The organism is Paenibacillus sp. AD87, from assembly GCF_001659845.1.
Taxonomy (GTDB): domain Bacteria; phylum Bacillota; class Bacilli; order Paenibacillales; family Paenibacillaceae; genus Paenibacillus; species Paenibacillus marchantiae.
On the sequence record NZ_LXQN01000007.1, the window covers coordinates 4,530,175 to 4,550,760 of the forward strand.

Genomic DNA, 20,586 nt, shown 5'->3' on the forward strand with positions numbered 1-20,586 from the left:
CCGTGCACCTAAATGATAATGATATAAAATGAAATCACAATTTACTCAAATTTTCTCAGCTCTAAAAATCGCTAAAATCGAAAGGGCAAACGATTTGGAAATAGCTGCATGCCTGAGGGCTTTCACGATGCGAAGCCTAGAAAAAAGTTTAGAAAAACGAGGGTGTTTGGACAAGGAATGTTCTTGTAACATAGGTTTATACACCTTTCTTTTCATGGTTGCTCAACACTTCCATGAATCAAACAAGCGAGGATTTTTGTCAATAGGAGTAACTGTATTGAATTCTTACTTACGCCTTTAAGGGTTTAAGTTAACATTCTAGGTGCGAAAGTTGAGTTAATAAGTAAAACGTATTCCATTGATTAAATCCTCTTAAAAAAAAGTTCGGTAAAGTATCCCTCAAAGAATGAGAAATCTACTTTACCGAACATTTAATTCTAAGTCCCGACATACTCACATTACTTTTGATGATTGAAATTTTGCGAGATTCAAGTTAGGAAGAATGGTGGATTTTTTTTCTCTCGCTAGCTGATTGTAACTTATCCCCAAAAATAACCATGTAGTCAAGTAGGAAAATTCAGGGACGGATAACATTAAGGATACATAAATTATTAGCAAAGAAATTTTAAGACCATCATTAAAATAGTTTCTCTTTAATTTAAACATTGGATACAAGAAAAATATACTAAAAAAAATAAATCCAAGAATACCGCTATTAACCAATAACGTAGAGAAAAAATCGGTTGAGCGAACATATCCAAATCCAACCCCGAACAACTTATTGAAAAATGGCATATGAGAAAAATATTCTAGATGTTTGAACATAGAAGAGGATCTTTGAATTCCAGAGTGGGAATCAATCTTATTAAATAGTAAGAACTCAAGAACAGATGCAACCCTTTTATAATTTAGGATAACTAAAATTGTGGAGAAATATATGAGTATTTGACTATACCGATCTCTTAAATGATAACGCAAAACTCTATACATGAAATAAATTAGTATTCCTAAAAATGCGGTTGATGAGGTAGATAAGATTAATGCTATTAGCATGGGAATGTGGAATAAAGGTTTGCGTAAATGTATTGCGAATATCCAGAGAGGTAATACAGTTAGCGCGAAAGCACTTGGCTCTCCTGTTAGACTCTTCATTCTGAGTGTATTTATTCCAAAAGCATCAGTCCTCTGACTCATGCTCCCCAATCTGGGATCACCGTTAATATCTAAAGCAAATACTCTGTTACTTAAAAAGTCTCCAGTTGTTCCAAATAGTAAATAATAAATCCATTCGTAAAACCCATAAATAAGAAATATAGACGTACCTATGAATATGTACTTATTCCACTCTTTCTTGTAAAAATACTTAGTGTAAAAGCAAATTATTGAAGCAGCAATAAGATATATGGACTGAGTAAATAGGCTAGATCTTAAAAAAACATGCCCATTCTCGTTAACTAATATAACATTGTGCAAGAAATTGTAGTCATATCCTCCATTCATTTTGAATAAGACAGTTAATTGTGCTAAACCGTTAAATAGCGTTAATACGTAAACGAAAATAATTAAGTCTCTATAAAAATAATTGGTTACCTGTTTAACTTCCATATTGTTTTTGAATTTTAGACTAATAGCAAATAAAAGCACAAAAACAACTGATAACAAGGATAAAAGTAGCCCAGGCGTTGTTCCTGGATTTGAAGGCATTAAAACCCAAGAATTTATAGGTAAAACAATGGCCCATATTTTAAAATAATTATCAAAAGGTTTAGGTGCGGATAATGCTTTAATATACTTTCACCTCTCAATATCGCTTTTGATACAAATTGTATCACGGTAGATAGTATGTATCAATACCAAAGGAATTTTTCAGTGAAAATAGTTTCATTCATTTTTTTTGAAAATTACATCTGAAGGAACCACTATCTATAACAAATGACTTACCTACATAGCCTCACTTTGTTATTATCACGAATTGTAAAATGAGGTGCGACAGTTCCTCTATGAAAGTTCATATTCAGACAATTCAAACACATGAAATATTATTGCTTAATGTGCATCGGCGGCCGTTCCGGTTACGGATCGTCCTTTCGATCGCTGTTGTCTTCAGAATCAATTCCTTCCCCTTCTCTACTTCCGCTGTTTCTTATTAACAAATCCTGATGCCTACAATAAAAAAAACCGACAGGACGGAAATACCCTGTCGGAGTGGAGATGGTGGGTGCAAGGATTAGGACGTTGCAGATTTCAGAAGAAATCAACCGTACCTTGAACCCTTACGTTGCGTAAAATGTTGTAACCCTGCTTTCTTTTTACACCGTTATGTTACTGCAGTATTGCGGATTTTACACCATAACCTTACAGATATCGTTGGTAAACTCTACCGGGTCTTGAATTGGAAGCCCTTCGATCAGCAATGCTTGATGATACAACAAGCTTGTGTAAAGGCTCAGTTTTTCTTTATCCTGTGCGAATGCGTCTTTGAGGGATTTGAAGACATCGTGATTTACGTTGATCTCCAGGACTTTATCCGCCTGTACATTTTCGCTGTTCGGCATAGCTTTCAGGATTTTCTCCATCTCAATCGTCAGCTCACCTTCAGTAGACAAACATACGGGGTGGCTTCTCAGGCGTTTGGAAGCTTTAACAGCTTTTACTTTGCCGCCAAGTTGTGCTTGCATCGCTTCGAACAACTCTTTGTTGTCGTTGTCCTGTGCGTCTGTTTCTTCTTTGTCAGCACTGTCCTCGATGCCCAGGTCACCGCTGGAGATGGATTTGAATTCTTTCTCTTTATAATTCGTGATCATCTTGATTGCAAACTCATCGATGTCGTCGGTGAAGTACAAGACTTCATAGCCTTTGTCGAGTACACCCTCGATTTGTGGCAACTTCTCAATCCGTTCAATGGATTCACCAGATGCGTAGTAGATGTACTTCTGATCTTCAGGCATTCTGGAAACGTACTCGTCCAGGCTAACCAGCTTTTTCTCTTTGGAAGAAGAGAACAAAAGCAGATCCTGCAGAGTGTCCTTGTTCACGCCATAGTCGCTGTATACACCATACTTCAGCTGACGGCCAAACGCTTGATAGAACTTCTCGTAATTCTCACGCTCGTCTTTGAGCAGGCTTTGCAGTTGGCTCTTGATCTTGTTCTTGATGTTCTTCGCGATCAGACTGAGCTGACGGTCGTGTTGCAGCATTTCACGGGAGATGTTCAGGGACAGATCTTCGGAATCGACCATACCTTTTACAAATCCGAAGTAATCTGGCAGCAAATCACCGCATTTGTCCATGATCAATACACCGTTAGAGTACAGTTCCAAACCCTTTTCATACTCTTTTGTATAATAATCAAACGGTGTGTTCTCCGGGATAAACAGGATTGCATTATACACCACTGCCCCATCCGCGCTGATGTGCAGGTGTTTGAGCGGTTTGTCAAAACCGTAGCGTTTTTCCATATAGAAGTTGTTGTAGTCTTCTTCGGTCAATTCGCTTTTATTTTTACGCCAGATCGGCACCATGCTGTTCACGGTTTGCTCTTCTTTGTACTCTTCGAACTCGTTCTCTGTACCCTCTTTTGAACGCTGACCTGTCACATCCATCTTGATTGGGTAACGAATGAAGTCGGAGTATTTCTTGATGATGGATCTCAGGCGGTACTCTTCCAAAAATTCGTCATACGAATCTTCTTCAGTATTTTGTTTGATCGTCAGGACGATTTCCGTACCCACGGAATCTTTCTCGGCTGGCGAGATCGTGTACCCGTCCGCACCTTCGGATTCCCATTTCCAAGCTTCGTCGCTGCCCAGCGTTTTACTGGTTACCGTCAGCTTGTCCGCCACCATAAACGCGGAGTAGAAACCAACCCCGAATTGTCCGATGATGTTGTGGCCGTCTTTGGCTTCATTCTCTTTCTTGAACGCCAGCGAGCCACTCTTCGCGATAACGCCCAGATTGTTCTCCAACTCTTCCTGCGTCATCCCGATTCCTGTATCGGTCAGTGTGAGCGTACGGTTCTCTTTGTCGATAGTGAGCTTGATATAGTAGTCCTCTTTGTTGAAGACGAGTGTGTCGTCCGTCAGTGCTTTGTAATATATTTTGTCAATGGCGTCACTGGAGTTGGAGATCAGTTCTCTCAAGAAGATTTCTCTTTGGGTGTAAATGGAGTTGATCATCATATCTAGCAAGCGTTTGGATTCAGCCTGAAATTCTTTTTTAGCCATGAATGGGTGTCTCCTTTCAAATTGGATATAGAATGATTTGATTGAATATAGAAAGTAAACCTTTGAATACTCCCATGCAGAATATTACGTTACTAGAAAAACCTTTAATCGCTTTGATCACTAGATTATTTTGATTCACTCAATCGTTCATTTAAAATAAGTGCATGATTTTCTGCAGTCTAGCCGTTCCGGTTACGAATCGTTTTTCGGATCGCTGTTATCCCCGAATTTCTTTGATTCCCTTTTTGAAAAGGGAGAAATTCAGTGATAGCGTATGCTTCCGTAGCAGCTTTCCTTCAGAAAGCTTTTAGGCGAACGCTTCGCTTCCTCCAAATCGATTTCGTCCCCTCCACTACTTTTGCATCTGATCAGGAACTGATTTTAAACATTGAGATTTTCTCAATTGAAAATATAGTGATCAATCTTTCGCGTGCCAGGCCTTTTCTAGCTCATTCCACTCTCATGTCCTATTCAAAGTTAACTTAATCCATATTCAAAAACACAATCATTCCATATGTAGTCGTGTAGTAAAAACATCATTTGTTAGCACTCTAATGATCGGAGTGCTAAACCCTTCCTTTTATATAACATATGGGAAAATTGGGTGTCAATACGAAGGCGGTTATTTTAACAAAATCATCGAGTAACACTTTAAGTTTTGCACATCTCTAACCATTTTAGCGCAATACATCATGCAACACAAAAGCCGCCTCGAACCAAAGTTCGAACCGGCTTGGATACAAATTGTAATGAGTACGGGCAGCATTGGCAAGAAATCGCAGAATAAGGCATCCTAGGTTCGTTAGATTGGAACAGAGTTGTAGACTTAGTTAGAGATTCAACTAGAGTTGAAACTAGAAGAGCAACCAGAGATGCAAACCTCTACTTTTTGGCCATCTTTGGATCAAGGGTGTCGCGCAGGCCGTCCCCGAGCAAGTTGAAACCGAGCACGGTGAACATGATGGAAAGTCCGGGGAAAATCAGCGTCCACGGTGCTTTTTGCAGAAACTGGCGGGAATCCGAAAGCATTTTTCCCCATTCCGGGTCAGGTGGTTGGGCCCCCATGCCGAGGAATCCGAGCGCAGCCGCTTCAATAATTGCTGTTCCAATCCCCAGTGTGCCTTGTACGATGAGCGGGGTGAGACTATTGGGCAAGATGTGCCGGAACAGAATTCGCATATTGCTAGCCCCGAGCGTACGCGCAGACGTAATGAATTCCTCCTGCCTCAAGCTAAGTACCCTTGAACGCACTAATCGTCCGTAGGTCGGGATGTTCACGATCGCTATCGCGAGCAGTGCATTTTGCAAAGACGGACCGAGAATCGCCACAATGGCAATTGCCAACAGGATAGCGGGGAAAGCAAGCAAGATATCGAACAAACGCGAGATGAGCATGTCTGCCCATTTTCCATAATATCCAGCAATCAGACCGAGCAATGCGCCCGCAATAATAGAGCCAATAACAGAAAAGAAACCAACCCACAATGAAATGCGCGCTCCATGCAGCACTCTGGAAAATACGTCACGCCCGAGATCATCGGTACCGAACCAATGCTCTGCCGAAGGGGCTTGCAAACGATCTGTGAGTACCTGCTCTTTATAGTCATACGGGGCAATATACGGGGCAGCAAAGGCCAACAGGATGAAAAAAACGATAATAATCAAGCCTGCCAGCGCAAGCCGATTTTTCCGAAACGTTCTCCAGGCTTCCCGCCATGGACCTGATGCAGGTGCCGACGCGGCGTCAATAGGTGCTCCGGTATTGGTCGATAATTTGGCCATGCGGCGTCTCCCTTCTTGTATATGAATGAAATACAAGATCAACGAGTTCTATTACACTCAAGCACTACGATTGCAGCACCATCTTCCGATCGCTGTTATCCCCAGATTTTATTGATCCACCTATTTAAAGGTGAAGATCCGGTGCTAAATGCGAACACTACGCTTCTACAGATTGGTTCTGCACTCTTCGTGTCGTGTAATTTTTAAAGATCTTATATTAAGTTCCATTCATCAACCCAAATGATGAATTTCCTATTTATAACTAATACGCGGATCGAATACGGCGTACAGCAAGTCCACAATCAGGTTGATCACTACGAAAAAGAATGCGACGATCAGAATGCCGCTCTGGATTACCGGATAGTCCCGCGAACTAATTGCTTCATATATATAGCGACCAACACCGGGCCAAGCAAAGATCGTTTCGGTCAGCACGGCTCCACCCAGCAAAGATCCGGTCTGTATTCCGATGACGGTGAGCACGGGAATAAACGCATTTTTCAATGCATGTCCATATACGACAAAAAACGGGCCTAGTCCCTTCGCCTTCGCAGTACGGATATAATCCGAACTCATCACTTCGAGCATGCTGGAACGCGTCATCCGGGCAATAACGGCCATCGGAATTGTGCCGAGCGCGATACTTGGCAGCAGCAAATGTTTTGTTACCGTCCACAGCTGATCCCAGCGTCCGGCAATCATCGTATCCAGCACATACAAGCCCGTAATGGCTTCAATGGGATCACGCGCATTCATTCTGCCGATGGATGGCAGCCAGTGCAGTTTGTTCGCAAACAGCCACTGCTCCATCAACCCAAGCCAGAAGATCGGCATTGATACACCCACCAATGCAATGACCATGCAGCAGTAATCGAACCACGAGTTATGTTTCCACGCACTGACGATCCCTGCATTCACGCCAATAATGATCGCAAACAGCATACTCGCCATCGTTAATTCAAGGGTCGCTGTCAGATAGGGCACAATTTCCTGGGCAATGGGAACCTTGGTGCGGATGGATGTGCCCAGATCTCCCTTAAACAGGTCGCCCAGATAAGCGAAATATTGTTGAAACCATGGTTTGTCCAGTCCGAGCTGGTCACGCAGAGCTTGCTTGGATTGTTCGGTTGCCTTTTGCCCGAGTATGGTCTCGGCCGGATCACCCGGAATGGCGTGGATAATGGAAAAGACGATCAGGGTCATGCCCAGCAGCACGGGCAGTAACACGAGTACACGTTTGACGATGTAACTGTTCACTCCTCATTCACCTGCCTTTAACGTATAAAAAGCGCTGGCAGACATGCATGCTTTAGATCGTTACATCCTGATGTGGGTTCTGCCAAGCATTGCGTGTACGCCAGCGCTTTGAACTAATGGTTCCTATTTAATACTAAGTTCAGCTCATACATAAGTTATTCGAAGTAGGCATTAGCATAGGATTCCGTGCCCAATGGGGACGGTACAAAATCCTTCAGGTTCGCTTTACCTGCCAGAATAGGAGTGGTGTGCACAAGTGGAATCCATGGAGCATCTTCCTTAATAATCACTTGCGCTTGCTTGTACAGTTCCGCACGTTTGTCCTGATCCGTTTCTTTCTGCGCACTCTTCAGCAACGTATGCAATTCTTCGTTTACGTAGAAGCTGCGGTTGTTGCCCGGGATTGCATCCTTATCCAGCAGCGTGTACAGGAAGTTATCCGGGTCACCGTTATCACCAGTCCAGCCGAGCATGTAAATGTCGTCTTTCTCCCCAGCTTTGGCATCATCCAAGTACGTCGCCCACTCCGGTGATTCGATGTTGACGGTCACTCCGATTTTCTCAAAATCGGCCTGGATCGCTTCGGCAACCTTCTTGCCGTCAGGCATATACGGCCGGGATACTGGCATTGCATAGAATGTTACCGGGTCAGGCAATCCGTCAGGGTAGCCGGCTTCGGCAAGTAATGCTTTTGCTTTTTCCAGATCGTAAGTATAGTCCTCAATACTATCGTTATACCCCCAAAGCGTTGGCGGCATCGGGTTTACCGCTGGTTGCGCTTGTCCGGCAAAGAAAGCATCGATAATGCCCTGTTTGTTTACCGCGTGGTTGAGGGCTTGTCTTACTTTCACGTTATCAAACGGTTTTTTCTTAAAGTTGAAACCAATGTATGACACGTTAAATGGTGGACGCTCGATTTTTTGCAGCTCGCTATTTCCCTCAAGAATGGACAGATCATCCGGGTTCAGATCCTCCATGATATCAATCTCGCCGTTTTGCAGCGCATTGAAGCGAGCCGTGTTATCCGGAATCGAACGCACGATCACTTTGTTCAGCTTCGGCAGTCCGTCTTTCCAATAATTCGGATTCTTCTCCAGGGTGATGGAGTCGTTTCGCTTCCACTCTTTGAATACAAATGGGCCTGTGCCTACTGGCTCGCTCTTGAAATTTTGCTTTTTCTCCTGAATCGCAGTTGGACTTGCAATGCCAAATGGCGTCATCGCTATGTTTTGCAGGAAAGGCGCTTGTGGCTGGTTCAGTGTGAACTCGACCGTTGTCTCGTCAATCGCCATTACTTCCTTGATCACACGTCCATCTTCCGGACCAAACATGGAATCATAATAGTCGAAGGAATCTCCCTCAAATTTATATTCACTGGCCGGATCACTCCATCGGTTGAAATTGAACACCACAGCGTCTGCGTTGAAGTCGGTACCATCGTGGAATTTCACGCCGGACTTCAGCTTGAAGTCATACTTGAGTCCATCCGCCGAAATCTCCCAGCTCTCAGCCAGTCCCGGAACAACCTCGGTCCCACCCTCTTTGTAGTCCAGCAATGAGTCGAATACCTGATGTCCAATCTTCAGCGACTCCCCATCTGTAACGATTGCCGGGTCCAGCGCCACCGAATCTCCGCCGCGTCCCATAATCATCGTATCCTGCGCTGCCACTTCTGCCGGAGGCTCGCTACCTTCCGCCGGAGCGGGGGAATTGCCTGTACCCTCGTTACTGGCGCTAGAGCAACCCGACAGAATCAACACTGTACTCATGGCCATTGCCATGACCCCGGATAACCATTTTTTTCTCATTCGCATACGTACAACACCCTTCCCTGTCTCATAATGTGTGTAATACTGGCGTGAAAAAAACTCCAATGATTACAATCGATCGGTTTGGTGCTTTATATCATATGAAAGGCTTTAGATGCCTTTGATACCTGTGATGTAAATCCGGATATGTTAAAGCGTATATATGAAATGTAAAACGGGATGTAACCGTACACATTTTGTTATTTTTTCGGATGATGTGAGGAGTTATAAATACCTGTGGTTGTTGCGTAACAATTGAACTTAGGTCAATAAGCAACAGTAGAATGGTACGGACTGGGTGGCGGCCGACAAGCTGATTTTGAGAGAACGGTAGCGTTGCTTGATATGGAGTTTGGCTTAAGGTTTGACTTGGAGTTAAATCATCATAGTTAAAAGTGTAATTGGCAAAATCTAATGGTGGCAATTAGCTGGAACAGCAAGTTGGTAAACAGAATATTTTAGTGGTTTCTCAAGCAGGTTGGATTGGATTGTGTAAATAACGTTGTGAGATTGATCTACAGATGTTGGATTTTACAACAGGGAGACATTACAATAACTTTTCATGTTAAAGTCTTGTCATGATGAGGAGGATTGTGTAAATAAACAGTGGTGAAAATCGATTTCGTGTAACTTACTTTACATCACATTCATCAATTAGACAAGAGATTTACGGACATAAGTCTTCAACTTTATTATATATGTTAATATCATTTACATAAAACACAAAAAAGGAACACCATTCGACAAAAAGCGTCGTGTGTCCCTTGTTGTGTTCTCTCTTTTATAACCGGGTCCAACTTATATTTTAAGTTATGTCAGCTTATTTTTTGAATAAACCTCTGCGGTACATGACCGTGATAAAACGGTAAAAATCATAACTTGCCCCACTATCGATGCTGAACAACGGATTTTTGGTGTCATATGCCAGTGCTGCGTCAACGGCAGCTTTTGCCCAGACTGGAACTTCCATCTGCTGGCGCGCCTGCAGTTTATCGACCTGGGATTTCAACGCATCAAACGCTGCTTTCTCTTCGGCTGTCATCGGTTCGCCCCCTTTCGGTGGTTCGGTTGGATTCGTGGGATTGGTCGGATTTGTTGGTTCGGATGGCTCTGGCGGTTTTGGTGTTGCTATTGCATATCTTGCTTTCAATTCCGCTGCCGATCCTTGGAACTCGTTCATATCCACGTTGCCGCTAATTCCGTTCACCTTGCCCGAGTCTGTATACTGCCAGAACGTCCAACGTTTCCAGGCCGTCTGGTCATCCGGTACACGGGTGTTGCTGTAACGTGCGATCCACAGATCGTATGAGCTGAGTGATGTATCAAAATACCCGGCAAATGAATTGCCCGTGTATATGATCGGTTTCACACCCGTGAGACGTTGCAATTCCGTTAAAAAAGCCTTAGCTACCGTGTTGATCTGAGCTTTGCTCAGGTTACCTGGATTATTCTCGTAGTCCATGACAGGAGGTAATTGCAGTGCCTTGGCGCCTCCTACTTTTTGCAGTGTCGTGGCATAATGCGCCGCTTCAGCCTTGGCACCATCGGTAGTCGTTGCGCGAAAGAAGTGGTACGTTCCGACCAGCATGCCTGCCGCCAATGCGCCGCTTACATTTTTCTGAAAATTCGGATCGGTATACGTCTGCCCTTCAGTGGCCTTGATGAACACAAAAGTCATACCGCTTGCCTTCACTTTGGCCCAATCGATCGTGCCCTGATACCGGGAGACGTCAATGCCCTGCGTGTTGCCCGAGCTTCTCTTTTGCATGTTTCTCACACCCTTTATGCGGCAAATTGCCGTTTGTATATAGTTAATGCTTGGGGGTCAGGGGTTGCTTGTGTGCGTGTCCTTGATTGTTGGTAAAAGCTGAGTTTGGATGGCTAGGAGACATGTCCCATTTTGCTGTCAAACGGCTTCGTATTCTATGTCGCCTGTCGGTAGACTACTAGGTATCCATTAACTCACTAAGGAAAAAATACCGAGACGGTACGTGACCGTTCCAGATACGGATCGTTCTTCCGATCGCTGTTGTCTCCAAATTTTCTTGATTCATTTTCTTAAAGGTTAGAAATTCGGAGACAAAGGCGACCGCTATCGCTTCTTCAGAATCGATTCCGTCTCCTTCACTACTTGTAGCCAATGGATCAATCAGATTATCGATTCAAATATTTTCTCTCTCTCTTATTACAGGACACATTTGAATGAATGAATGAAAAGTCTTTACTTCGTTTCATCTCTGGTCTGTTCAACATCCTTATCATCTGACTGTACAAAAGATTCTCTGGAATCAGGAGTATACTTGCCGGGAATCCCCCCGTTTCCTCCCTTACCCTTGAGCACTTCAATAGCCTGCCGGATCGCAGGCGGAATCGGGGCGCCCAGTTTGCCTCCATTTTCAATAATGGACAACAACTCATTTGCGATATAAAAAAAGGCAACCGCATCCCTGAACAAATGTCCGTCCCCCAGAACACCGTCCACCAGATGAGCCACCGATACCATTGCAAAAATAAATACCTTTCGCGCAATGCCGAACATCCCGACATTACTCTCCAACTTGCCAGTCATGCCTGCCGCCGCGATGCCTGTTAGGTAATCGAGGATGACGAACACGAGTAGTACGCCGAGCACGCCTGACCAACCTCCGAAGAAGTAGGTTGCTGAGCTGGTTATTAGGGCGAGGAGCCATTTCCATAGGGTGTCCCATCGTTCCATGGTTTCACCTCCTTTGGTTTTTAAATACCAGCTGCTCCAGAGAGCATAATAAAAGCGCACCACTTGGGTACGCTCGTTAAATTCCTTCAGTTTTTTCTAAAATGTAATCCTCAATAGCCTGGCGATAATCAGTATTGGTAATGTCATCAAGCAGGTATACTTGACTTGTCTTTGGGTTGAGTCCTTTATTCAATATTCTTGCTGCTGCAATACGTACCACGACTTCGTTCACCATCACAAAATCCCTCCTGTATTTTCATTGGCTAATAATAAAATTTGGTCTTCCAATTCCTTTATTTTTTGCTGTTCTGGTGTTTCGACAATGGGAAGCTCCTCTAAAACTGGTTGTTTCGTAGCAGGATCGATACTGACAATTCGATGAGTGTGATAATCGATTGTCCCATATTCCAAATCGATGTAATGTAGCCCAGTGATTTCTTTCCTTGGAAGTACATCACCCTGTATTTCACCAGCTCGATAGATAATTTCACCGTCTTGATCGTATATAATTCTAATCCCAATATTCATTATTCGTATGCCCTCCAATAAAACGGACTTGATGTCAATTCAAAATATGGCAACGGTAACTGAAATCCACCGTTTGTGATATAAGTTCTGCCAGCGCTCTTGTCCTCTACTCGGAAACTATCAAATTTAGTGCCTTCGTTTGTCCATCTTAGCCCTCTGAACATAGGGTAGCCGTTTTCTATTCTTTTGGAATTATAACCCAGTATATAATCCCCATCATCATAAAAAGTGATAATGATTTGCGATGGTAAAAAATCCAGAGTGGAAACACTTATATACCCGCAGGTAAATGCAGTTCCATCTGAATAAAGAAACCTTTTATCACCTAAGTTATATCCAAACCCTGAAGCAAACTTCCTCCCCTTATCTGGCCCATCCAACCCGTAATTATCCAATAAGAAATTATCGATTTTAGGCATTGGTCGCCTCCTGCATGACTAAATGGACCTGAGCATTACCGACGGTTGATGTCCAGCCTTCGATATATTCGCTTGGCGAAATAAACATATCAGCGAACGGAATCAAAACTGTATCATATCCAGCTATGGTGTACTTGTTTATCAAATTACAGTTATCACCACTCCAACCGAAACGAATAGTTACTGTTTGTGGTCCGCTGCTTACGTTACAAATAACGATAGACTTGACCAATCTACTAACACCGTTTCCGGCGGCTGGAACAATGGTCGTCGTTCCCGTTCCTAGCCCAACACGGTACTGCGCAAGCCCTAATGAACTGGGGATTCCATCTTTTTCAACACCTGTTATTCTAGCGTTAACAATTGAATTTGCGCACCACATGTGAAGGGTTTCCCCTGGACTGATAACAATATCACTGATCGGGATAACCAAGGTTTGATTTGCTTTAATAGACTTGTTGTTCAATAAAAAATACAAAGGCCCAGTGTTAAGCCTCATATTTACTGTCGTGTCTACTCCGCTAACATTACAAATAATAATGGATTTTATAATGCATGTCTTACCCGTTTTTCCAGTGTAAATAGTTGTCCCAGATGTTGTGGATAGTGCGTCCCCGTATATTTTAATAGGCGTTTCTGCCATCTATAACGCCCCCCATACTCTTCTTTGTGGTGTTTGCAATACCCAAGGTGTCCATGTCGTTGTTGCCCATCTTTGCCTTACGTACACTTTCGCAGTACTTGTGCTTGCAAGCGTAACTCGTTGAATTAAATTGTTCGCACTAATTTTAATTACTTCGACGTAAAAATCAGCTCCGTTTATAGTGGGTAAATTCGGAGATTGTGAACCGTCAGCGTAATACATTCCCGGATCAGTCAAAGTATTTAAATCCACTCTACTTAATTTTGAATACCCGTTATCTTGCGTTAGCGGGTACTTTTGCCACGCTTTATCATCCACGTATTGTTGAGCGGCCAGTCTTGCATCATTAACCGCCTTCTCCGTTGCCGCCAGCGTCTCGGACGTGCCTTCCGTTGCATTGGAAAGCTGCACTATCCCCGGTTCAGTCAATGATGCAGGTGGGATGTCTGCGTTTTGGAGATCCTCCTGCAGCTGTTGAATTTCGTCCCTTGTAGGTACTTTTTTCCACGAACCCCATCCGAAATAGTAGTTGCGTTGAAAAACTTGTAAGTCACTCGGCTCGAAAGTTGTTAGAGTTTGGACGACACCAGCATGTCTTTCTATCTTCAAATGAAAAGCTACACCTGTTGGAGAATTAGCTAAAGTTTCTACTGTGGCATTCTCCGGGCAATAATACTCCCCTTCTGTAATATAACTATTAAGATCAGAGCCAGCAGATATAAGGATTGCTTCACGTGTCGCCACACCAGCATCAATCTTTTCAAAAATCCTGTTAATACTCTCCCGGGTTACGGTCTCGTTCCCCAAGGGAAGAGGCAATTTCAGTCGATCCGTTTCTTTTGGCATTACGCCCACACCTCCAGTTCATTCCACGTCAGGGACCCGGCGTCCAGTTCATCCCAGGTCATCTGTTTGCTGTCCAGATCGTCCCAGATCAGATAGCGATACTCATATTCAACAGCCATGTGGGCCGGTTTTAGTTCATCAATTGCGCGTATGAGATCGTCAATATTGGGCGGGATGCCCATCGTATCCACAAAACTCACCGTAAAACTCCACGCTTTCGGCTGAAATGTTACATCCACTTTTCCCCCGGCATATGCCTCAGCCACATTTGCAACCTGTCTCCCCGAAAATTTCCCGGCACCCCGCAGCTTGGACTCGACCACGGCACGCCGCTGCTCCACAGGTTTGAGACGATCCGTCTCAATGCCGAGCTCCTGCTCCCAGAAATCCAGGCCCCACGTCGCGGTGCGGACAAAGAACTGATCCAATGTTTCATCCAGCGCCTGATACAGCAAATCTATCTCGGTTCCTTTGGACTGCATATCGACCTGCATCACGCGGGAAGTCTCATAGTAGCTCGGCAAATATGAGAACAGCTCCCGCCCTTTCTCACTCGTCAGTCCAACATGTACAGCAGAAGGTGCACTCATGACCCGCATCCTCCTTTCCTTTCACATTGATGCAAACCGCTTCGCTCAAATGCTCAGTTCCCGAGCCGCTTACCTCACGACCCAAGCACTCTTCTGGCCCACCACTTACTTCATTTCCAGCTGAACCGGATACCGTATAGTCAGAACATTCCCGATGTCCCACCTTACCGCTGCCTCCACATCCGCACTTCGCTTTCACCATCTTCACTGCGCTACTCATGCACATCCACCGTCCCCAGCACCGCAACCTGACTCGCGGTCATCTCGATATTCTGGTCGCTAACACCGTTCACGGTAAGCTCCGAATAATCGATAATCGGTGGAATGTCAAGCAGGATCGCTGCAATACGGGTATAGCGCACAAGCGGATCGGCAAAAGCCAACTGTTTCAAATACGCGGTCACCCCGCGTTCGATCAACGCCCGCACATCCGTCAACGTTGCATCACTCGCCAGTGTCAGCTTCACCTGAATGTTCACTGGCACTTCCTCGGCTGGCATCACGGTCACTACCGGGCCAGCCGGGGCAACGCCTTCACCCTGCCCATCCTGCGTTGGGTCTACGTACTTCTGCACCGCCGCTACCAGATCACTACCCGCGGCACGTTTATCAGTATCCAGCAAATACAATCCCACCGTGCCCGGCCCTTGCCATAACGGAATAACACGCGTTGCACCAACACCTGGTACTTCACTGGCCCATTGCACATATTGCGACTTGTTGCCGCTGGTCCCCTGATTGCGGACTTTGGCATAAAAGCGCTCCAGCAGCGCGGTATCCGACTCCACGTCCGCACCGCCCTTGATCACGTCAACGTTCGTGACAGAGGTAACGCCACTCATGGGTGTGGACAGCACGGTCACGGTGCCCGCAGGAACATTGCTTTCTTTTCCGGCAACGAGCGCCCGCACACCAACACTGCCCAGACCATCTTCCCCCAGCTCCACACGACCAACGGTTTCATATTCGAGGGAAGCCTCGCCGGAGATTTCATCGGCCAACGTAGCCACAACCGTACCTGCAGGCACCACTTTCCCCGGCGTACCAGCAAACTTCACTGTACCTTGCGCCGCTACCGCAGCCCGTCTCGTAATGCCATGCTCTCCCGCTCGCAGATCCAACTCTTCCGAACGAAAATTCGGATCTCTGCTCGCCGCTGTACTCGCAAACCCGCGTCGCAGCAGTTCCTGCGCCCACAAAGCCGCCTCAGACAGCATAAATGCAACCGGAGCCTCCGCATCCCACAGAAAAGACCCTTCCGACTTGTCCAGATCCGCGGGCAGACGATCCAGCAACCGCTGCATAATCTGTTCCTCCGTCTGGTCTTCCAAATAACGCGGAATCTCAGCCATCCCGTCAGATCACCTCACTTTCCAAAATAAACATCTCTTCCTGCACACTCGCCACCCGGCACGAGAACATGCACTGCTCCCGATTCCAATCAAACGTAAACTGGTCTACCGAATCCGTGCGAGGATCGGCCAGCAACGTCTCCGTCACCATCCGGGTAATCTCACTTTCCATCACACCCCGGCTGTCACCTTGGCCAACCAACTCATCCAGCTCCGATCCATAGTTTCGGGAGTAAATCACATGTCTGTACCGCGGCGTCTTCACCGCCTTAATGCACCACTGTACCCAGGCTTCATGCGCACCTGCCGCAGCGACTTTGCCACTTGGGGTCAGCACAAAATCCCCTGCATCGTAATCGAATCGCCAGCTCCGTCCAAACCGCACCTCTTCCGAAGCCGCCCCCGACAGATCTTCCTCGTCTCCCCATACCAAACCTGTTTCAGGGAACAAACTAGGCATTCCCACTCACCACCTTACACAGCACCACAATGTCGTTACCGCCATTCACCCGCATCGCCAGTACACGGTCCCCGGCTTTCAATCCTTTACCAAGAGACCACACCGCTTCTTCCACTTCCTCTTCTTGCAAAAGAAACCGTCCCGTGCCCGTCGTTCCGCCGTTTGCCACGTCAGGTATACCGGAGATCGCGCCAGCAGTCTCACGCTCCGGCAGTCCAAGCGTGCCCGGTAACTCGGCCACGAGATAGTCCTGCACTTCGTGCTTAAAATCATCCAGCTTTACACCGGACGAGGTCATCGTACCCAGAACTGCTCCCAGCCCGCTCACGGCCTGACGAGAATGGGTACTCATCGCACCCCGCATGACGTCGGCAAAATGCCCATACGGATCATCTTTATTCAAGGTAATACCTCCTTTTCACCAGCTCAGCCGTCCCCAGCTCTAACGTCATCGTTCCAGGTCCGGCGGACAGATCACGGCTAACCGACATGACGATCAGCTTCAGCCCTTTGAGCAGCACCGCATCTCCGGCACGGATCGTATTCACATCTGGTGCGGATACGGTAAAGGTCTCCTGAATACCCGTCAGACGGCTTTTCGCCAACTTCTTGGCGACCGTCGCTGTTTTCACCTGATCGTCCTCAATCAGCTTTTGCAGCGTGCCCAGTTCGGCTACACCATCCTGCTCAATCGCGAGCACTTTGGAAGGAACCTCTTTGCCATAGCTGGACTCCGAGGCAGCCATCACTTTAACTTTGGTGACCGCACCTTCGAGCGTACGCATCTGAGTCAGATCGATCAGTCGATCCAGCTCGTGCACTTTCGCATTGCTGCCCACCTTAAAAAGTTGCAACCCGCCCGGCGTCATCCGTGGATGATACATATCCCCACCCGACTTCACCGTTTCCTTCAGATCGGCAAACATCATCGAAAAAATCGTCTGCGACCGATAAACCGCTTTGCTCAGCTTTGTTTTGGTATCCGACAGCGTGGCATATGGAATTTTCCATTCCTTGGCGTACGTTTTGAGACGCTGTGTGGCAGTCTGGTCTTTCGGCAGCAGGAACTCGTCCTCTGATTTTTCCAGATAAATCATCCGGTCGTAGACGATCAGGGATAGTCGCTTGGTACCGCTGTTTGAGCTTTCCACTTCCCAGATGACGGCAGGGTGCAGCAAGTGGACCATTGATTTTTCGCCAAAAGGAATCCCGCTGATCCGCACAGCCATACCCGGTGATATCGCAGGCAGACCTGAAGATGCAGACACCGCGAGCCGGATGTTGGCCTGATAGGCAATCTGGTCGAGCGAGTCCTTCAGCGTAATCGTCTCCACCAGCTTGGTGATGTCATATTTGTCGTCGACAATGACCTTGTAGGTCATGGCATCACCAGCTTTTGTCCGGGCTTGATCCGGTTCGGATCACTGCCGATGGTCTTCACATTGAGCTTATAAATCTCGTTCCATTTGGAACTGCTGCCCAGCTCAAGCTTTGCTATTTTGGACAGGGAATCGCCAGATTTGACGGTGTAGGTCTTGCTGCTCGTTTTCAGATCTGTACGGGAACCCGACTTGCTCGCAGATGTTGCGCCGCCAACCTTCTCCACTTTGGAATCCCGCCACGTTCGCAGCGTAATGTCAAAGTAAATATCCCCGCTCTCACCGCCTCGAAAGGTCGTATTGTGGGAGATCAGATACACGGGCACGTTCACCCCCGTGTTGGTAATGATGAAGCGCAGCGGCTTTTTTGAGACCAGAAACGTATTCAGCATATTCATCGCTACACGCGGATCAGGCAAAGGCTCGTACATGCAATAGGACGCATCATATTCTTTGGGAAAAAAAGAAGAGAAGGTGATCTCCTTCACCTTCTCCCCCTGAGCAAAATCAAACTCGCCATATTCCAGCATATTAATCGTTTCGTATCCCTTGGATCGGGAGATCGTCAGTTCTTCCGGTTTCACCGGAAATTGAAACTTCGTTTTCCCGTCGATCAGGGTAAACTCCATTTTGATACCTTCCACGTTATCTTTAAATACAGTCATGACAGGCCTCCTTTCTGCTTAGGCCATAATCGTTTTTCGATTTTCCATCGCACGGCGCACTTCGCCTGCAAATCTCATTCCAACCTGATGTGAGATGGCATCGTAGTCGATAGCATTCTCCCGGACAGTCACCTGCACAGCTCCTTGTGGTACGTTTACGGAGATCTGATTGGTCGTCTCGGTTTTAAAATCCTTCAGGTAACCGGACAGACTGCTCATCTGGTCTTCGGATATTTGTACCGTCATCGTGGATGATTTGCCATTGGCATTCGTTTGAGCTCCGTTACCGAGCGCCATCGCTTGGGACTGCATCACGCTTGTTCCCATTAAACCAGCAGATGTAGACTGGCCGACCTTATTGTTCATATATGCTGCTGGACCCGTCATTGTCAGTGCCGGTGGAATATAGGTAGGTGGCATCTGCGAACCTGTTGCTATTTGCGACGTTGAAGCCACCGTTGCCGCGGATGCGGTCTTCTCCTCCTTCTTCGAGCCAAAACCGAAGAAACTGGATATGCCATCGGTGATGTTTTTCGTTTTCTCAGAGACGTAATCCGCTGCACCCGACAATGCATTACCCACACCCTCGGTAGCGTTGGACATAAACTTCCCAATATCCTTAGCATTATCGCCGATCCAGCCGCCTGCTGCACTGCCAGCCCAACCGCCTACTGCACCACCAACCCATGTTCCTATCCCAGGCAAAAGAACACTACCGATAGCGCTACCAATCGCTGTACCTGCTGTGCCGCCAATCATTGAGCCTACAGCTCGGCCCCGCTCCTCGGGAGGTGCAGTTGCAACATTCGCTACATCAGCGAGCATGCTGATTGGCCCAAGTAATTTCCCGGCCCCCTTAGCAAGCCCTCCGCTCAGTTTGCCGAACATGCCATTGCCTGAGAAGAGCTTGGACATTGATGAAGTAGAGGGTTGATTAGCGCTAAGGCCCAGTCGATTCGGATTCATTTTTTGATCAAAATCAATTCTGAGCTTTTTTGATTCTGCTGGAGAGATGTTGGTGATGATTTTTTTTGTGGGATCGGAAGCTGGTGATGCTACAGTTCCAGTTGCACGTTCTTGATAGGATCTGGAACCGCTCTTGTAAGAACCTTTTTTACTACTTTCAGAAGTTGCAACACTTTTAGCTCTGCCGCCACCTGATTTTTTTGCTTTGCTACCTTTCACTTCACCTCTTGAGAGTCTTCCCACCAAACTTCCACTAGAACAGCAGCAGCATTGGGAGCCAGAGCTTGCAGTTCCGTCTAATTTTGATTTTTCACCTTTAAATAGGTTTCCTACGAACTTTATTCCTTCACTAGTATTCTTAACTGCATCAGCTAAATGATTAAATTTTTCAGCTCCATCAACAATACTCTGAAACCAACCCTTGTCTTCTTCAGTTTTTGCTGTTCCCGCCCCAGAAATATTGGTTGTGATCCCCAGCTTAGCAGTATTCTCCTGCACTTTAATCGCCAAATCCTGATTAGACATAGTGAGCTTCGCCAGTTCTCCATTCGTTGTTGTCAGTGTACTAGGTAGTTCCCCTATGGATAATTCAACCTTCTGCTGAACCATCACAGAAAAATCCCCCGAAGCCCTAACCATCTGGTTCCTGAAGCTATTCAGTTTCACTAGTGCGCGATCCAGTGCCGGACTAAGTTGGTCATCCAATCCAATTTTGGGCGTAATCCTTAGCCTGCTGATTCGCACAGCCGTACTATAAATGCTTTCCAGTCTACGCCCGATTGTTCTAAGCTCATTATTCACTTTAATCAAACTCTGATAGCGAACTCTGCCCAGTCGTTCCGTAGAACGCTGTATCTGATCCAGATATCGGATGGTCGTTCGCATTTCCGCGTTTGATTTGGACAAGCCCACAATCATTTCTGCCATTTCTTTCACCTCCTGTCCAATCTAG

21 protein-coding genes are annotated in these 20,586 nt (G+C 46.2%); all 21 read right to left on the bottom strand.

Annotation, left to right across the window (positions count from 1 at the left end; all coding sequences use genetic code 11):
- Positions 1-453 precede the first annotated feature (453 nt).
- Complete coding sequence (locus gpAD87_RS32235) at positions 454-1,704, bottom strand: hypothetical protein (protein WP_197521447.1); 1,251 nt, start codon at positions 1,702-1,704, stop codon at positions 454-456.
- Between the two features lie 638 nt (positions 1,705-2,342).
- The gene (htpG, locus tag gpAD87_RS20045; RefSeq protein ID WP_064640147.1) at positions 2,343-4,223 is read right to left on the bottom strand and encodes a molecular chaperone HtpG; all 1,881 of its coding nucleotides are present in this window, start codon (positions 4,221-4,223) and stop codon (positions 2,343-2,345) included.
- An 882-nt stretch (positions 4,224-5,105) separates the two neighbouring features.
- Complete coding sequence (nikC, locus tag gpAD87_RS20055) at positions 5,106-6,005, bottom strand: nickel transporter permease (RefSeq protein WP_064640151.1); 900 nt, start codon at positions 6,003-6,005, stop codon at positions 5,106-5,108.
- 252 nt (positions 6,006-6,257) lie between these two features.
- A complete protein-coding gene (locus tag gpAD87_RS20060) occupies positions 6,258-7,262 on the bottom strand; it encodes an ABC transporter permease (protein ID WP_024632912.1) in 1,005 nt (334 codons plus the stop codon).
- 155 nt (positions 7,263-7,417) lie between these two features.
- Positions 7,418-9,070 (bottom strand): ABC transporter substrate-binding protein, encoded by a 1,653-nt coding sequence (locus tag gpAD87_RS20065; RefSeq protein WP_064641060.1) that lies wholly within the window; start codon positions 9,068-9,070, stop codon positions 7,418-7,420.
- An 820-nt stretch (positions 9,071-9,890) separates the two neighbouring features.
- Positions 9,891-10,838, bottom strand: a complete 948-nt coding sequence (locus tag gpAD87_RS20070; protein ID WP_064640153.1) for a glycoside hydrolase family 25 protein — start codon at positions 10,836-10,838, stop codon at positions 9,891-9,893.
- Positions 10,839-11,016: 178 nt separating this feature from the next.
- Complete coding sequence (locus gpAD87_RS32240) at positions 11,017-11,211, bottom strand: hypothetical protein (RefSeq protein WP_197521448.1); 195 nt, start codon at positions 11,209-11,211, stop codon at positions 11,017-11,019.
- Between the two features lie 80 nt (positions 11,212-11,291).
- Positions 11,292-11,786 (bottom strand): phage holin family protein, encoded by a 495-nt coding sequence (locus gpAD87_RS20075; protein WP_064640154.1) that lies wholly within the window; start codon positions 11,784-11,786, stop codon positions 11,292-11,294.
- A gap of 76 nt (positions 11,787-11,862) precedes the next feature.
- Entirely contained in the window at positions 11,863-12,021 is a 159-nt protein-coding gene (locus gpAD87_RS32245; protein WP_197521449.1) for a hypothetical protein, read from the bottom strand.
- Complete coding sequence (locus gpAD87_RS20080) at positions 12,021-12,314, bottom strand: hypothetical protein (RefSeq protein WP_064640156.1); 294 nt, start codon at positions 12,312-12,314, stop codon at positions 12,021-12,023. The genes gpAD87_RS32245 and gpAD87_RS20080 overlap by 1 nt, the downstream gene beginning before the upstream one ends.
- The gene (locus gpAD87_RS20085) at positions 12,314-12,733 is read right to left on the bottom strand and encodes a hypothetical protein (RefSeq protein ID WP_064640158.1); all 420 of its coding nucleotides are present in this window, start codon (positions 12,731-12,733) and stop codon (positions 12,314-12,316) included. The genes gpAD87_RS20080 and gpAD87_RS20085 overlap by 1 nt, the downstream gene beginning before the upstream one ends.
- Positions 12,726-13,376: a hypothetical protein gene (locus gpAD87_RS20090; RefSeq protein ID WP_064640159.1), complete on the bottom strand. Its 651-nt coding sequence runs from the start codon at positions 13,374-13,376 to the stop codon at positions 12,726-12,728. The genes gpAD87_RS20085 and gpAD87_RS20090 overlap by 8 nt, the downstream gene beginning before the upstream one ends.
- The gene (locus gpAD87_RS20095) at positions 13,377-14,222 is read right to left on the bottom strand and encodes a tail fiber protein (protein WP_064640161.1); all 846 of its coding nucleotides are present in this window, start codon (positions 14,220-14,222) and stop codon (positions 13,377-13,379) included.
- Positions 14,222-14,812 carry a YmfQ family protein gene (locus gpAD87_RS20100; protein WP_064640163.1) on the bottom strand — a complete coding sequence of 197 codons (591 nt, stop codon included), beginning with the start codon at positions 14,810-14,812 and terminating at the stop codon, positions 14,222-14,224. The genes gpAD87_RS20095 and gpAD87_RS20100 overlap by 1 nt, the downstream gene beginning before the upstream one ends.
- Positions 14,772-15,032, bottom strand: coding sequence for a hypothetical protein (locus gpAD87_RS31900; protein ID WP_157258496.1), 261 nt, complete (start codon positions 15,030-15,032; stop codon positions 14,772-14,774). Before gpAD87_RS31900 ends, gpAD87_RS20100 begins: the two co-directional genes overlap by 41 nt.
- On the bottom strand, positions 15,025-16,164 hold the full coding sequence (locus tag gpAD87_RS20105) for a baseplate J/gp47 family protein (RefSeq protein ID WP_064640164.1): 1,140 nt from the start codon (positions 16,162-16,164) through the stop codon (positions 15,025-15,027). The genes gpAD87_RS31900 and gpAD87_RS20105 overlap by 8 nt, the downstream gene beginning before the upstream one ends.
- Before the next feature lie 4 nt (positions 16,165-16,168).
- Positions 16,169-16,624 carry a DUF2634 domain-containing protein gene (locus gpAD87_RS20110; RefSeq protein ID WP_064640166.1) on the bottom strand — a complete coding sequence of 152 codons (456 nt, stop codon included), beginning with the start codon at positions 16,622-16,624 and terminating at the stop codon, positions 16,169-16,171.
- The gene (locus gpAD87_RS20115) at positions 16,617-17,027 is read right to left on the bottom strand and encodes a hypothetical protein (protein ID WP_064640167.1); all 411 of its coding nucleotides are present in this window, start codon (positions 17,025-17,027) and stop codon (positions 16,617-16,619) included. The genes gpAD87_RS20110 and gpAD87_RS20115 overlap by 8 nt, the downstream gene beginning before the upstream one ends.
- Positions 17,020-18,006 (bottom strand): XkdQ/YqbQ family protein, encoded by a 987-nt coding sequence (locus tag gpAD87_RS20120; protein ID WP_064640169.1) that lies wholly within the window; start codon positions 18,004-18,006, stop codon positions 17,020-17,022. The genes gpAD87_RS20115 and gpAD87_RS20120 overlap by 8 nt, the downstream gene beginning before the upstream one ends.
- Positions 18,003-18,632 (bottom strand): LysM peptidoglycan-binding domain-containing protein, encoded by a 630-nt coding sequence (locus gpAD87_RS20125; protein ID WP_064641062.1) that lies wholly within the window; start codon positions 18,630-18,632, stop codon positions 18,003-18,005. The genes gpAD87_RS20120 and gpAD87_RS20125 overlap by 4 nt, the downstream gene beginning before the upstream one ends.
- Positions 18,633-18,686: 54 nt before the next feature.
- Positions 18,687-20,561: a hypothetical protein gene (locus tag gpAD87_RS20130; protein ID WP_064640171.1), complete on the bottom strand. Its 1,875-nt coding sequence runs from the start codon at positions 20,559-20,561 to the stop codon at positions 18,687-18,689.
- Positions 20,562-20,586: the final 25 nt, after the last annotated feature.